The following is a 13,833-nucleotide window of genomic DNA, read 5'->3' on the forward strand; positions in this document are numbered from 1 at the left end:
ACATCGACGCCGATGATGGTAGCCAGGACCCGCACGCTAGAGCCTTAAAGTACCTTCACGGCACGCCCGATCGCCTGAATCGGCCCGGTCGGCTTGCCGATTGGCGAGCCGTTGGCGCCCTCCAGTGTCAGCTCGAACAACTGGTTCGGTTGCAGTGGCGGCAACTTGTCCAACGGTACCGATAAAGCCTGTCCTGGCTTGACCAGACCCAGCGATACCGGCCCTTGCCAGCCATCAGCCTTGGTCCAGAATTCCAGCGCCTTGTCCGCCGGGACTTCGACCACACCCAGCGGTATCAACTGAATCTCCCGCGAATTGCTCGCCTGGATCACCCAGCCCGGAGCCTTGTCCTGCGGCGCGACCAGCACCACCAGAAAGCTTGGTTTCGGCGTGGTCTGGGTCAGCAGGATCGAACCCAAAATCACCGTGGCGGCCAATCCGGCCGCGCTTAACCCGCGCCATAGCGGCAGCAGGTTCCACCATGAAGTTGCGGCTGCTTCCCGCGTCAGACGCCCGACACTGCGCTCAATGCGCGGCCACAACTGCGCCGACGGTTGTTGCGGTTCGGCCAGATCCGTCAGCTCCAGCAGGCGCCGTTCCCAGGCATCCACCGCGGCACGCAGCTCGGGTTCATTCGGCAAGCGCCGTTGTACTTCGATCCGCTGTTCGGCAGGCAATGTGCCGAGCACATATTCGCCGGCCAGTTCATCGCGTTCCTGTGCCGATTCGCTGGTCATCCCATGCACTCCCGCAAGGCGTTGAGGCTGCGTTTGATCCACGCTTTGACCGTGCCCAGCGGCGTGTCGAGGCGCGCGGCAATCTGCGCGTGGCTGTAACCGTCGACATAGGCATGCAGGATGCAGTGGCGGCGTTGCGGCTCCAGTTGTTCCAGGCAACGGTGGATGCGCGCCGAATGCGCGTGGGCGTCGAAGTCGTCATCATCCGCAGCCACCTCGTGAGCTTCGTCGAATGGTGTTTCCCGGCCGTGATCGCGCAGCAGATTCAGCGCCAGATGTCGGGTCACACTGAACATCCAGCCACGCGCCGAACCGCGCGCCGGGTCAAACCCCGCCGCACCGTTCCAGATCTTGATAAACGCCTCATGGACAACGTCCTCCGCCAGCGCCGTGTCGCGCACCAGCCGCTTGGCCACACCGAGCAGACGCGGGCCTTCCTGCACATACAAATCGCGCAGGGCCGACCGCTCGCCACGGGCACAGGCAGCGAGACGGGCTTCGTAATCGAATGTGGATTCGGCTAAAGGCATGTCGTGCAATCTAGCTCACATTCCGCAAACATCCAGAACACATTGTCCACTGTGGGAGCGAGCTTGCTCGCGAAGGCGGCCGGTCAGAGAAGACTGTGTTGACTGACACTCCGCCTTCGCGAGCAAGCTCGCTCCCACAGGGTTTATCAGTGGTGCCAGGAATCAGTTCGCCGCCCAGAAAATGTAATCGGCCTGGTACTTCACCACTTCCTGCTTGCCCTTGTTCGCCGCTGTGCATTCGCTGCCCGGCGCCACGCCACCCTTGAGCGCGACACGCTGGATGTAACTCACGCCGCTCATCGCGCCTTTGCCTTCTGCTGGATTGGCCTTGACCAGTTGATAAGGCAGGTTGCCCGGGCTTGATGGCGCCACGGCCAATTGCGTGCCAGTGACTTTCGAACCGTCCTTGGCCTGCCAGGTGGCAGGTGGGCCGAAGTAGGTGCCGACCTGTTTGCCGCTGCGATCATTGAGCACCGCTTTCGGGCCGACGAAGGTCCACTCGGTCTGCCCGGCCGCGTTGGGCTTATCGCGGCACTCGTAGGTGATCTCGCCGACGCCGGTGGTTTCCATCGCGATCTTGTGGCCGTCCGGGACTTTGATCGCGTCGGGATAGCTGCTTTGGGCGAAGGTTGTCGACGACAGGGCGAGCAAACCGGTGAGGCCAATCAGTTGAGTGATGTTCATCAGTGTTATCTCCGAAAAGGGTAGACCGCTGACAGCCGAAGAGGGCTGTTACAGGGACTACCCGTGACGGAGGCGTTTGGATGCAGTGCCTGAAAAATAAATTTCAATGACTCACCACCGTCCCTGTAGGAGTGAGCCTGCTCGCGATGGCGGTGTGTCAGGCAGCACTCATGTCACTGGAATACCGCTATCGCGAGCAGGCTCACTCCTACAGGGATTTTTGTCGGGCTTGAGGCCGGAGGCTTTCAGCAGTTCCTGGGTGTAGGGATGTTGCGGCGCGGCAAAGATGTCCTGCGAAGAACCCTGCTCAACCACCTTGCCATCCTTGATCACCATCAAGTCATGCGCCAACGCATGCACCACCGCCAGATCATGGCTGATAAACAGATACGTCAGCCCATGCCTGATCTGCAATTGCCGCAACAACTCCACCACCTGTTTCTGCACCGTACGATCCAGCGCCGAAGTCGGTTCATCGAGCAGAATCAGCGCCGGTTCCAGCACCAGTGCGCGGGCGATGGAAATACGCTGGCGCTGCCCACCGGAAAATTCGTGGGGATAACGATGCCGGCTCTGTGGATCGAGGCCAACTTCCTCCAGTACGCGAATCACCGCCGCCTCACGCTCGGCTTCGTTACCGATACCGTGAGTCAGCAACCCCTCGGCAATGATCTGCTGCACCGACATCCTTGGGCTGAGGCTGCCGAACGGATCCTGGAACACCACTTGAATCTGCCGCCGCAACGGCCGCATCAAGCGCTGATTGAGCAGACTGAGTTGCTTGTTGCCAAAACGGATATTGCCCTCGGATTCGACCAGTCGCAGGATCGCCTGACCCAACGTTGATTTGCCCGAACCCGACTCGCCAACAATGCCCAAAGTCTTGCCCCGTTGCAGGGTGAAACTGACCCCGTCAACGGCTTTGATGTAATCCTGCTGGCGACTGAACAACGCTTTGGGCAACGGAAACCACACCTTCAAATCATCGACTTCGAGCAGGTTGTGCTCGAACTCACTCGGCACTGGCGCACCGCTGGGTTCAGCCTCGATCAACAAGCGACTGTAAGGATGCTGCGGCGCCCGAAACAGCGCTTCGCAATCCGTCTGCTCAACAATCTCGCCATGGCGCATCACGCACACCCGCTGCGCAATGCGCCGCACCAGATTGAGGTCATGGCTGATCAGCAACAGCGACATGCCAAGGCGTTGCTGCAACTCGATCAGCAACTCGAGAATCTTCTGCTGCACCGTGACATCCAGCGCCGTGGTCGGCTCATCGGCGATCAACAGTTCCGGCTCGTTGGCCAGCGCCATGGCAATCATCACCCGTTGCCGCTGACCGCCGGAGAGTTGATGTGGATAGGCTTTCAAACGCTGCAAAGGTTGGCGAATGCCGACCAGTTCCAGCAGTTCCAACGTCCGCTCGCGGGCAGCGCGGCCCTTCAGACCTTTGTGAATTTCCAGCACTTCGCTAACCTGTTTTTCCACCGTGTGCAACGGATTGAGCGAGGTCATCGGCTCCTGGAAAATCATCGCAATGCGGTTGCCGCGCAAACCGCGCACCTGCTGCTCGCTGGCGTGCAATAAATCCACGCCGTTATAGCGGATCGCGCCGCTGCTGCTGACGTTCTTGCCCGGTAACAAACGCAGAATCGAATGCGCCGTCACCGACTTGCCCGAGCCGGATTCACCGACCAGTGCCAGACATTCGCCACGGCGAATATCCAGGTTCAATCCGTGCACCACTTCCTGCCCGGCGAATGCGACGCGCAGATCGCGAATTTCAATCAGGTTGTCGTTCATGTCAGCTCCGGGGATCAAACGCATCACGGCAAGCCTCACCAATAAAAACCAACAAGGACAGAATCAGTGCCAACGCGAAAAACGCCGTCAGCCCCAGCCACGGCGCTTGCAGGTTGCGCTTGGCCTGACCGATCAATTCGCCCAGCGACGCGGTGCCGGCGGGCATGCCGAAGCCAAGAAAATCCAGCGCAGTCAGCGTCGCAATCGCGCCAGTCAGAATGAACGGCAGGTAGGTGAGGGTGGAGGTCATCGCGTTGGGCAGGATGTGCCGGCACATCAGCTCGTTGTCGGTCAGGCCCAGCGCCCGCGCGGCTTTGACGTATTCCAGATTGCGCCCACGCAGAAACTCGGCGCGCACCACATCGACCAGCGCCAGCCAGGAAAACAGCGCCATGATCCCTAGCAGCCACCAGAAACTCGGCGAGACGAACCCGGACAGAATGATCAGCAGGTACAGCACCGGCAAACCTGACCAGATCTCCAGTACGCGCTGCCCGAGCAAGTCGACCCAACCGCCGTAATAACCCTGCAATGCTCCGGCTACGATGCCGATCAACGCACTGATACCCGTGAGGATCAGCGCAAACAGAATCGAAATCCGCGTGCCGAAAATCACCCGCGCCAACACGTCGCGCGCCTGATCATCGGTGCCCAGCCAGTTGCTCGAGGACGGCGGACTCGGCGCCGGTTCACTGAGGTCGTAATTGACCGTGTCATAGCTGAACGGGATCGGCGGAAACAGCATCCAGCCGCCCTGATCCTCGATCAGTTTGTGCACGTAACCGCTGGCGTAATCCGGCTGAAACGGCAGCTCGCCACCGAAATCGGTTTCCAGGTAATCGCTGAGGATCGGGAAGTAAAAGGCGTCGTGGTAACGGATCACCAGCGGCTTGTCGTTGGCGATCAACTCGCCGCCCAGACAGATCAGGCAAAGGCCGATAAACAACCACAACGACCAGCGCCCGCGCCGGTTGGCCTTGAACTGCGCAACGCGGCGCTGACCGAGAGGAGAAAGAGTGAACATCAGGCAGTCCTCGCCGAGAAGTCGATGCGCGGGTCGAGCAGGGTGTAGCAGAGATCGCCGATCAGCTTGATCAACAGGCCGAACAGGGTGAACAGAAACAGTGCGCCGAACACCACCGGGTAATCCCGCGACACCGCCGCCTCGTAGCTCATGCGCCCGAGGCCGTCGAGGTTGAAGATGGTTTCGATCAGCAGGGAACCGGCGAAAAACACCTCGATCAGCGCCGACGGCACACCGGCCACCACCAACAACATCGCGTTGCGAAACACATGGCCGTAGAGTACGCGGCGCTCGGTCAAACCCTTGGCCCGCGCGGTGATCACGTACTGGCGGCTGATCTCGTTGAGGAAACTGTTCTTGGTCAGGATCGTCAGCGTGGCAAAGCCGCCAATCACCAGCGCCGTCACCGGCAACACCAGGTGCCAGAGGTAGTCGCCAATCTTGCCCAAGGTGCTGAGGCTGTCGAAGTTGTCCGACACCAGCCCCTGTACCGGAAACCAGTTGACGTAGCTGCCGCCGGCAAACACCACGATCAACAGAATCGCGAACAGGAACGCTGGCATCGCATAGCCGATGATGATCGCCGTGCTGCTCCAGACATCGAAGGCGCTGCCGTTCTTGATCGCTTTGCGAATGCCCAGCGGGATCGAAATCAGGTAGGTGATCAACGTCGCCCACAAGCCCAGCGACAGCGACACCGGCAGCTTCTGCACGATCAGATCGGTGACCTTGGCGCCGCGAAAGAAACTGCTGCCCAGATCCAGCTGCGCGTAGTTTTTCAGCATCAACCACAGGCGTTCGTGCATGGGTTTGTCGAAGCCGTAATGGTGTTTGATCTCCTCGATCAGCGCCGGATCGAGGCCACGGCTGCTGCGGCCCGCGCCGCCAATCGCGGCAACCTCGCCACCGCCGCCCATGCTGTGCCCGCCGAAGCCTTGCAGGCGGGCGATGGCTTGCTCCACCGGGCCACCCGGCGCGGCCTGCACAATCAGAAAATTCACCACCAGAATGCACAACAGCGTCGGAATGATCAGCAGCAAACGTCGACTCAGATAACGCAGCATGTCACTGACCCCCCGCAAGCTGAGTGTGCATCTGTTGCGTGGTCAGCGCCTTGGTCGAGATCTCCCACCAGGTGTTGAGGCCTTCGTCGTAGGCCGGTTGCACGGGCGGCATGCCGAAGCGGTTCTGATACACCGTCGGCGTGCCTTTGGAGTAATAGTTGGGAATCATGTAGTAACCCCATTGCAGCACCCGGTCGAGGGCGCGGGCGTAATGCACCATGGCTTCGCGGGTGTTGGCCTGGACCAGTCCGTCGATCAGTTGATCGACCGCCGGATCGGCCAGCACCATCGAGTTGGAACTGCCGACTTGCGTGGCACTTTGCGAGGCATACAGGCTGTACAACTCACGGCCGGGAGAGACGATCGGATCGCCGCTGCGCGGGAAACTGGTGACGATCATGTCGTAGTCGCGGGCGTTGAGGCGGTTGACGTATTGCGCCGAATCGATCCGGCGCAAATTGAGGGTGATGCCGATCTGCGCGAGAGTGCGTTTGAACGGCAGCAACATGCGGTCGAAGCCGCCCTGACCGTCGAGAAAGGTGAACTCCAGCGGTTCGCCAGCAGCGTTGACCAGACGATTGTGTTGCGGCGTCCAGCCAGCCTCGGCGAGCAGCTTCAGTGCTTGCAGTTGTTTGTCACGGATGTAGCCGCTGCCATCGGTTTTCGGTGCCTCATACACCGTGGTGAAAACTTCTTCTGGAACCTGCCCACGCAGCGGTTCAAGGATCTTCAATTCCTCGGCATCAGGCAGGGCTTTGGCGGCCATTTCACTCTTCGGCCAGAAGCTGTTCTGGCGCACGTAGAAGCCGCGCATCATCTGCTTGTTGGTCCACTCGAAATCCCACAGCAGGCTGATCGCCTGACGCACGCGGCGATCCTGGAAGATCGGGTTTTGCAGGTTGAACACAAAGCCCTGCGCCGCCGTCGGTTTCTCCGGCGCCAGAATCGACTGCTGCAAGCGACCGTCGCGCAACGCCGGGCTGTCGTAGCCGACCACGTAACCGGACGAGGAAAACTCGCGGTTGTAGTCGAACGCGCCGGCCTGCAACAACTGCCGGGCGACGTCGGTGTCGCCGTAGAAATTCACCGTGAGGGTGTCGAAGTTGTACATGCCGCGACTGACCGGCAGGTCTTTGCCCCACCAGTCCGGATCGCGCTCGAAACTGATGCTGCGGCCGGCATCGACCTTGCTGACCCGGTACGGGCCGCTGCCCAGCGGTGGCTCGAAACCGCCGCCATTGGCGAAGTCGCGGGTTTGCCACCAGTGTTCGGGGACCACACGCATCGTCGCCAGATCCAGCGCGAGGGTGCGGTTGAGGTTGTTCTTGAAGGTGAAACGCACTTGTCGCGGGCCTTCGATCAGCACGTCCTGGACGTCGGCGTATTGCTGGCGATAACTCAGGCTGCCCTTGGTCATCAACAGGTTGAAGGTGTAGCGCACGTCTTCGGCGGTGATCGGCGTGCCGTCGGCGAAACGTGCTTTTGGATTGAGGGTGAAACGCACCCAGAGTCCATCGGGATCGCGCTCGATCTGTTGCGCGACCAATGCGTAAACGGTGTAGGGCTCGTCGAGCGATCGGAACGCTAATGGCGAGTACACCCAGTCGTTGACCTGCACCACGGAAATGCCCTGATCGGCATACGGGCTGATGTAGTTGTACTGGCCGATCTCCATCGACGCGCGACTGAGCGAACCGCCCTTGGGCGCCTTGGGGTCGACGAAATCGAAGTGCTGGAAGTTCGCCGGATACTTCGGCGGCTCGCCGTACACCGTCAGCGCATAACTGCCAGCGGCCAGCGCCGAGGTGCCGGTGCACAGCAGCGCACTGCCGAGTAACAGGCCTGCCATGTTGCGCATGAGTCTCATGAAGTCACTCCCCAAAATCCCTGAATGGTCACGGAACCCTTGTGGGAGCTGGCTTGCCAGCGATGGCGTCGTGTCAGTCGACATCTACTTCACTGACACACCGCCATCGCTGGCAAGCCAGCTCCCACAGGGTTTTATGGTGCTCGTTCTTTAGAAGTGGTAAGTCATACGTGCAAACAAGGTACGGCCCAGCGGGTCGGTGTAGCGCGGGTCATAGCCGCTCTGGAAGTTGTAGGCCTGGTTGGAAAACGGCGGGTTGCGGTCGAACACGTTCTTCATCCCGGCATCGACATCCAGCACCTTGTTGAAGGTGTAGCCGGCCGACAGGTCCCACACCGAATACGACGCCACGCGCGCGTGGGTGTCGCGGTCGTAATCGTTGTAACCGGTGGTGAAACGGTTAGTCAGCGCCGCCCGCGCCGCGCCGAAGGTCCAGCTGCCGGTGAGGTTGTGCTTCCAGCGCGCGATCACGCCGTCACCCTGAAAGTCGCCGACCTTGTCGGTGAACGGGCCTTTGATGGTGCTCTGGAAGTCGTACTCGTCAACGTAAGTGCCTTGCAGGCCCAGACCGAACTGGCCGTACGGCGTGTTCGGGAAGCGGTAATCCAGCGACACATCGACACCGTTGGTTTCGACGATGCCAAGGTTGGCGTTGCCGGTGACGATGTAGTTGAGCGTGCCGTCGGCGTTGCGCACGAAGCGATCGGGGTAGGAACCGGCCTGATCAAACACGGTGGATTCCGGGAACGGCTGGATCTGGTTGGAGATGTGAATCCACCAGAAATCCAGACCCACCGAGAGGTTGTTGATCGGCTGATAGACGAAGCCGAGGGTCACGTTGCGCGCCTTCTCCGGGGCCAGGTCTTCGTTGCCGCCGATCTGGTTGAGGAACTGCTGACCGCAATCGCGGCCGCCGTTGCCGCCCGGTTGCACCACGCCGCCAGTACACAGTACCGGGTCGTTGTAGTAGCCCTGAGTGAAGGTGATGCTGCGCGGCGAATACAGCTCGTACAGCGACGGCGCACGGAAACCTTCGCTGTAGGCGCCACGCACCACCAGCTCTTTCAACGGCTGATAACGGAACGAGTATTTCGGGTTGGTGGTGCTGCCGAAGTCGCTGTATTTGTCGTGACGCACAGCGGCGGACAGTTCGAGGCTGTCGAGCACCGGCACGTTGATTTCCGCGTACGCAGCTTTGACGCTGCGGTCGCCCTCAACGCTGCCGGCCGGGTCGATGCCGAGGCTCTGGATGTCGCCAGCGAACGACTCGAAGTCCTGGTGGAATTTTTCTTTGCGGTACTCGCCACCCAGCGCCAGACCGGATGGGCCAGCGCCGAACCAGTCGCCGATTTCGCGGCTGATACGTCCATCGAAACCGGCTACACGGCCCACAGCAGTGGAATAGGCGCCATGGTACGCCGCGTTATCGATGTACTGCTGACCGGCGGCCGACTGCGGGCCGAACGGGTTGAGCAGACCGCTGGCCAGACCGTCGATCATTGCCTGATCGCTGACATAACCGCTGGTGACGCTGGAGACGATTTTGTTCTGGTTGTACGAGGCGCCGACGTTGTAATCCCAACCGCCGACCAGACCATCGAAGCTGAGCAAAAAGCGCTGGCTGGTGTTCTGGTCTTTCGATTCACGCGGGCCGGCCGCGGTTTCACGCCAGTTCACATCGACCGGTTGGGTCGGGTCGAGGGCGAATTCGGTCGGTGCCGGGGTGATGCCGTTGCCGGGGTAGTAGGGTGACGAGGAATCGAGACTCAGCCCGGTCAGCGGCGCAGGGCCGACGGCGACGGCGTTGTTGTTGCGCGACCAGAAGTATTCGAGGTTGACGTTGTGATCGTCGCCGAGCTTGCCGGTGGTTTTGCCGAAGAACGAAGTCTTCTCGGTTTGCGGCACCAGGTCGATGTATTCGCGGGTGCTGAAGCGGCACAAGCCATCGCGGGCGATGAGGTTGGGGCCGTTGCAATTGCTGTTGGCCAAGGGATTGGTGGCGTTGCCGTTCTGGCTGTAGTTACCGGGAAACGCGGTGCCGGAGGTCTGATCGAGACCACGACCGGGCGCGTAGTCGGTGGCAAAAGAGCGATCGTTGGCGTCGAGGTTCTGCTGCTTGTTGTAGTTGAACACGCCGAGGACGTTGAAGCGGTCTTCTTCCAGGTCGCCGTAGCCCCAACTGGCGCTCATGTCTTTGGTCGCGCCGCCACCGCTGTGGGTCGGGGTTTCGCCGCCGAGGGTCAACTGGCCGTCGGTCAGGGATTTCTTGGTGATGAAGTTGATCACGCCGCCGATGGCGTCGGTACCGTACAAGGCCGAGGCGCCGTCGCGCAGCACTTCGACGCGCTCGATCGCGGCAAACGGGATCATGTTCAGATCCACCGCGCCGCCGGCCGAGTTGGTTCCCGACAAGGCGTTGTTGGCCAAGCGTCGACCGTTGAGCAGCACCAGCGTCTTGTTCGCGCCGATGCCGCGCATGTCGGCGAACGAAGCGCCGCCAGTCGCCGCGCCGACCGAGCCGGCGCTGTTGTTGATCGACTGGCTGCCAGTGATGCGCTGGACCAGTTCGGCGGTGGTGGTCACGCCCTGTTTGCGCAGCTCATCGGCTTTGAGAATGGTGATCGGCACCGCCGTTTCCGCATCGACCCGGCGAATCGCCGAGCCCGTCACTTCGACCCGTTGCAGTTGCGTGGTCGGCGCAACCACCGCCGCAGCTGCCGGGACGGAAGCGTTGTCGTCCTCGGCCGCCTGCACAGTCCCGGCGCCCATCCCCATGGCCACCAGATACAACGGAACAAAACGGTGGCGAGAAATCGTGGCCACCAAGGGTTTGAGCGTGAAGCGTGGAGTGTTCATCAGCATGGTTATTTCCGACTTTTTAGACGTTATCGAATTGGCCTTGTGAGCCCCTCATTGCTCCGCTATCGGTGATACCGCGTGCGGAAAACCACTTTCTTCAAGCAAGCCGATCCCCTCCGAAGACGCGTGGCGTTTTTTCGGTCGGCTGATTGCGACAGGATTCAGCGGGCGGTGGCGGGCGCGTCTTTCAAGGCGCGCCCGCCACCGCACTCAGTGGGTGGTCATCACCGATATTTTGGTAATGCCTGAGCGTTCGATCGACGCCATGGCCTTGGCCACCTGGCCGTAATTGACGGCGGAGTCGGCCTGCAACTGCACGCGGACTTCGGCGTCCTTGGCCTTGACCTCCTTGAGGCTGGCTTCCAGTGATTCCGGGGCCAACTCGGTTTTCGCCAGATAGAACTTGCCGTCCTGATCGACGCTGACCACCACCGGGTCTTTCTTTTCGGCGGGGGCGACGGCGTCGGTTTTCGGCAGGTTGACCTTGATCGCGTTGGTCATCAGCGGTGCGGTAACGATGAACACCACCAGCAGCACGAGCATCACGTCGACCAGTGGCGTGACGTTCATTTCGCTGAGCACTTCATCGCTGTCTTGAGTGGAGAACGACATCAGCTGGCCTCCCGCACGGCGGCTGTGGTTTTGCTGGCGATGGCCTGACGGCTGATGGAAAACGCACTGCGCGAGGCGAGGGCGTCGAAGTCGTGGGCGAAGTCATCCATGTCTGCCGAGGCGAGCTTCAGACGACGCAGGAAGAAGTTGTAGATCAGCACCGCTGGCACGGCGACAGCGATGCCGACACCGGTGGCGATCAGTGCGTGGCCGATGGGTCCGGCGACCGCTTCAAGGCTGGCCGAGCCGGTTTCGCCGATGCTTTTCAGCGCTTCCATGATTCCCCACACGGTGCCGAACAGGCCAATGAACGGCGCGGTGCTGCCGATACTGGCGAGGATCGCCTGGCCGTTTTCCAGCGAGCGGCGTTCTTTCTGAATCTGCTGGCGCAGGTTGCGTTCCAGGCGATCCGAGCGGTTGATGGTGTGCGCCAGTTGTTGCGTGGTGCGTGGCGAGTCTTCCACCAGTAGTGCTTCGAAACCGCTGCTGGCGATGCGCGCCAGTGAGCCCGGGTACTGGCTGGCGTGTTCGGCGGCGGTAAGCAGATCCGGCGCGCCCCAGAAGGCCTTGGTGAATTGTTTGTTCTGCGCTTTCTGCCGCAGGTACTGCGCCGACTTGACCAGCAGGATCGCCCAGCTGACCACGGAAAACAGCACCAGACCCCAGAGCACGCCGGGGACAATCATCGAAGACAAATCGTTCATGGTTACACCTCGCTTGCGTTATTCGGTTGTGCGTTGATTGAGCGTTCGGTTATTGCGGCAATTTGAAATCGATGGTCTGGGTGGCGAAGCCGTCGATCGGCGTGTCACCGCGTTTGGCCGGGATGAATTTCCAGTTCTTCACCGCGGCGACAGCAGCGTCATCCAGTTGTGGCTTGCCGCTGGATTTGGTCACCGTCACCGAGCCTGCGCGACCGTTGGCCAGCACCTGAATGCGCAGCACCACGCTGCCTTCCCAGTTGCGCCGCAGGGCCAGCGACGGGTATTCCGGCGGCGGGTTGCCGAGGCTGGCGAGGCCCGAGATCGCTGCTGATTCCTTGACCGGACCGGGCGCAGCGGCAGGGGCCGGCGGTGCGCTCGGGGTGGCCGGGGCAGCGGGTGCAGCCGGTTGTGCCGGGGCCGGTGGAGCTTTCGGCGGCTCGACTTTTTTCACCGGTTTCGGCTTCTCGACCGGTTTCGGTTTTTCGATCGGTTTGGGCTTCTCCACCGGTTTTGGCGGTGGCTTGACCGCGTCCTCGTCTTCCACCGGTTGCTCCGGTTCGGGAGGCGGTGGTGGGGGAGGCGGTGGTGGCGGTTCCGGTGTCGGCGGTGCCGGTGGCGTCGGGCTGGTCAGCTCGACGGTCATTTCCGGAATCTGCGGCGGCGTTGGCAATGGCTCTGTTTTGGATTGCTGGAGAAACCACCAGGCGCCGCCATGTATCAGCGCCGACACAGCCACCAGCAAGACCATTTGCTGTTTATTCAGACTGCCGGGTTGCGAGGTATTGGCTTTAAACGCCGGCCTGCCCGGTGGCGGCGGGACTGGCGCTTCCCGCAACGGCCCCGGCAGGGTTCTGTGCTTTACCGCATCGTTCATTAAAGCTCCCTCGGGTTGATGAAGGGCAATAAGGTGCCGTCCGAACATCCAAGGGATATTCGAGTGGGTGGGTGCAACTTTCTTCAAGGTGTGCAGAAGCCGATAGTTCAACTATCCGGTTAACAAGGCTTGTGCAGACTTACTGGCTTAGCGTCATCGACTTCGAGTGTTCATTGGCCATTCCCTGGTTGTTCTTCTATTGCGTGAGCGCACTGTCGGTGTCTCATGCTTGTTACATATTGCAACCGTTGTGCCAGATATTGCCGAAATGTAGATCGGTTATTTCATGAGTGTTACCCATGTCGCATTTATATAAGTTTTGCCATCGCCGTGGTTTTTCTCCGGCGCACGGATTCCCGTTACTCCGGTTAACGGAGCTTTTTCAGAGGCGAGTCAGGCTCTACGCGCTATCACGCTGATCGGCGGGATAGAGCGGCGGCGTGGCTGGCGGCCGGGGCACTTGCTGGTGCGCGGCGGACTGATTTGGTGCGGGCCAATGTTTTAGCGGGTCACGGCGTATGTTCCTTGTTCTTGTTTAAATGAAATCAATGTTTGCTGTGCTGTTTAGTCCAAGTCGCTGGAGCTGTTTTGGTGCACTTGTAAAATCGCTGAAAGTTATTGTTCGACAATCCTGCTTGCGTTCATTTAATGCATTGGTTGTGCAATAACTTTGTGAGTTGTATTTAAAAAATAAATAGCATGCCATTGCCGGCGAATAAGTCATTGCCGATCACAGGGCGCGGTCGTGGAGTCAGGTAATAAAGTAAAGGCGTTGGTCGCCGGGACTGTTCGAATGAACTCGGCGTTGTGCACAAAGAGGCGAGCAGAGGTTGATGCGGCAGAGCGTTTGAAGATTCACGCGGTGAACTCCTTGTTGCCAGCTCGGATACGCGAACTTTTGGTTCGGTATCGCACCTTACAAGAACGCGGATAGCGTTCGATGATTGCTCTTGGTGCGGGATGGGCACCGCCAGCGCTGTTTTGCGAGGTTTGAATTCGCAAGTCGCGAGTGCATGGGAAAACCGTGCCAAAACCGATACACAGGCAGATTATTTCTACACCCGCGCTACAGCCA

11 protein-coding genes are annotated in these 13,833 nt (G+C 60.4%); all 11 read right to left on the reverse strand.

The annotated features are described in order from the left end of the window. Positions 1-44 precede the first annotated feature (44 nt). The 11 genes from ACOYXJ_RS19600 to ACOYXJ_RS19650 all read right to left on the reverse strand — a co-directional run bounded on the left by ACOYXJ_RS19600 (position 45) and on the right by ACOYXJ_RS19650 (position 12,758). Positions 45-737, reverse strand: a complete 693-nt coding sequence (locus ACOYXJ_RS19600; RefSeq protein WP_460371112.1) for an anti-sigma factor — start codon at positions 735-737, stop codon at positions 45-47. After that, on the reverse strand, positions 734-1,267 hold the full coding sequence (locus ACOYXJ_RS19605; protein ID WP_150795788.1) for a sigma-70 family RNA polymerase sigma factor: 534 nt from the start codon (positions 1,265-1,267) through the stop codon (positions 734-736). The genes ACOYXJ_RS19600 and ACOYXJ_RS19605 overlap by 4 nt, the downstream gene beginning before the upstream one ends. 162 nt (positions 1,268-1,429) lie before the next feature. Further along, positions 1,430-1,951: a DUF3455 domain-containing protein gene (locus tag ACOYXJ_RS19610; RefSeq protein WP_460371115.1), complete on the reverse strand. Its 522-nt coding sequence runs from the start codon at positions 1,949-1,951 to the stop codon at positions 1,430-1,432. Between the two features lie 168 nt (positions 1,952-2,119). Further along, positions 2,120-3,754: an ABC transporter ATP-binding protein gene (locus ACOYXJ_RS19615; protein WP_460371117.1), complete on the reverse strand. Its 1,635-nt coding sequence runs from the start codon at positions 3,752-3,754 to the stop codon at positions 2,120-2,122. A gap of 1 nt (position 3,755) precedes the next feature. After that, entirely contained in the window at positions 3,756-4,778 is a 1,023-nt protein-coding gene (locus tag ACOYXJ_RS19620; RefSeq protein ID WP_102902438.1) for an ABC transporter permease, read from the reverse strand. Beyond that, positions 4,778-5,842 (reverse strand): microcin C ABC transporter permease YejB, encoded by a 1,065-nt coding sequence (locus ACOYXJ_RS19625; protein WP_150731466.1) that lies wholly within the window; start codon positions 5,840-5,842, stop codon positions 4,778-4,780. Before ACOYXJ_RS19625 ends, ACOYXJ_RS19620 begins: the two co-directional genes overlap by 1 nt. A 1-nt stretch (position 5,843) precedes the next feature. Next, the gene (locus ACOYXJ_RS19630) at positions 5,844-7,709 is read right to left on the reverse strand and encodes an extracellular solute-binding protein (protein WP_460371119.1); all 1,866 of its coding nucleotides are present in this window, start codon (positions 7,707-7,709) and stop codon (positions 5,844-5,846) included. 150 nt (positions 7,710-7,859) lie between these two features. Beyond that, on the reverse strand, positions 7,860-10,571 hold the full coding sequence (locus ACOYXJ_RS19635) for a TonB-dependent receptor (protein ID WP_460371121.1): 2,712 nt from the start codon (positions 10,569-10,571) through the stop codon (positions 7,860-7,862). A gap of 207 nt (positions 10,572-10,778) precedes the next feature. Further along, positions 10,779-11,180, reverse strand: a complete 402-nt coding sequence (locus ACOYXJ_RS19640; protein ID WP_007918272.1) for an ExbD/TolR family protein — start codon at positions 11,178-11,180, stop codon at positions 10,779-10,781. After that, complete coding sequence (locus ACOYXJ_RS19645; protein ID WP_371857975.1) at positions 11,180-11,866, reverse strand: MotA/TolQ/ExbB proton channel family protein; 687 nt, start codon at positions 11,864-11,866, stop codon at positions 11,180-11,182. Before ACOYXJ_RS19645 ends, ACOYXJ_RS19640 begins: the two co-directional genes overlap by 1 nt. Before the next feature lie 67 nt (positions 11,867-11,933). Beyond that, the gene (locus ACOYXJ_RS19650; RefSeq protein ID WP_401044289.1) at positions 11,934-12,758 is read right to left on the reverse strand and encodes an energy transducer TonB; all 825 of its coding nucleotides are present in this window, start codon (positions 12,756-12,758) and stop codon (positions 11,934-11,936) included. Positions 12,759-13,833: the final 1,075 nt, after the last annotated feature.

It is taken from the genome of Pseudomonas sp. Tul2A7, from assembly GCF_054790505.1.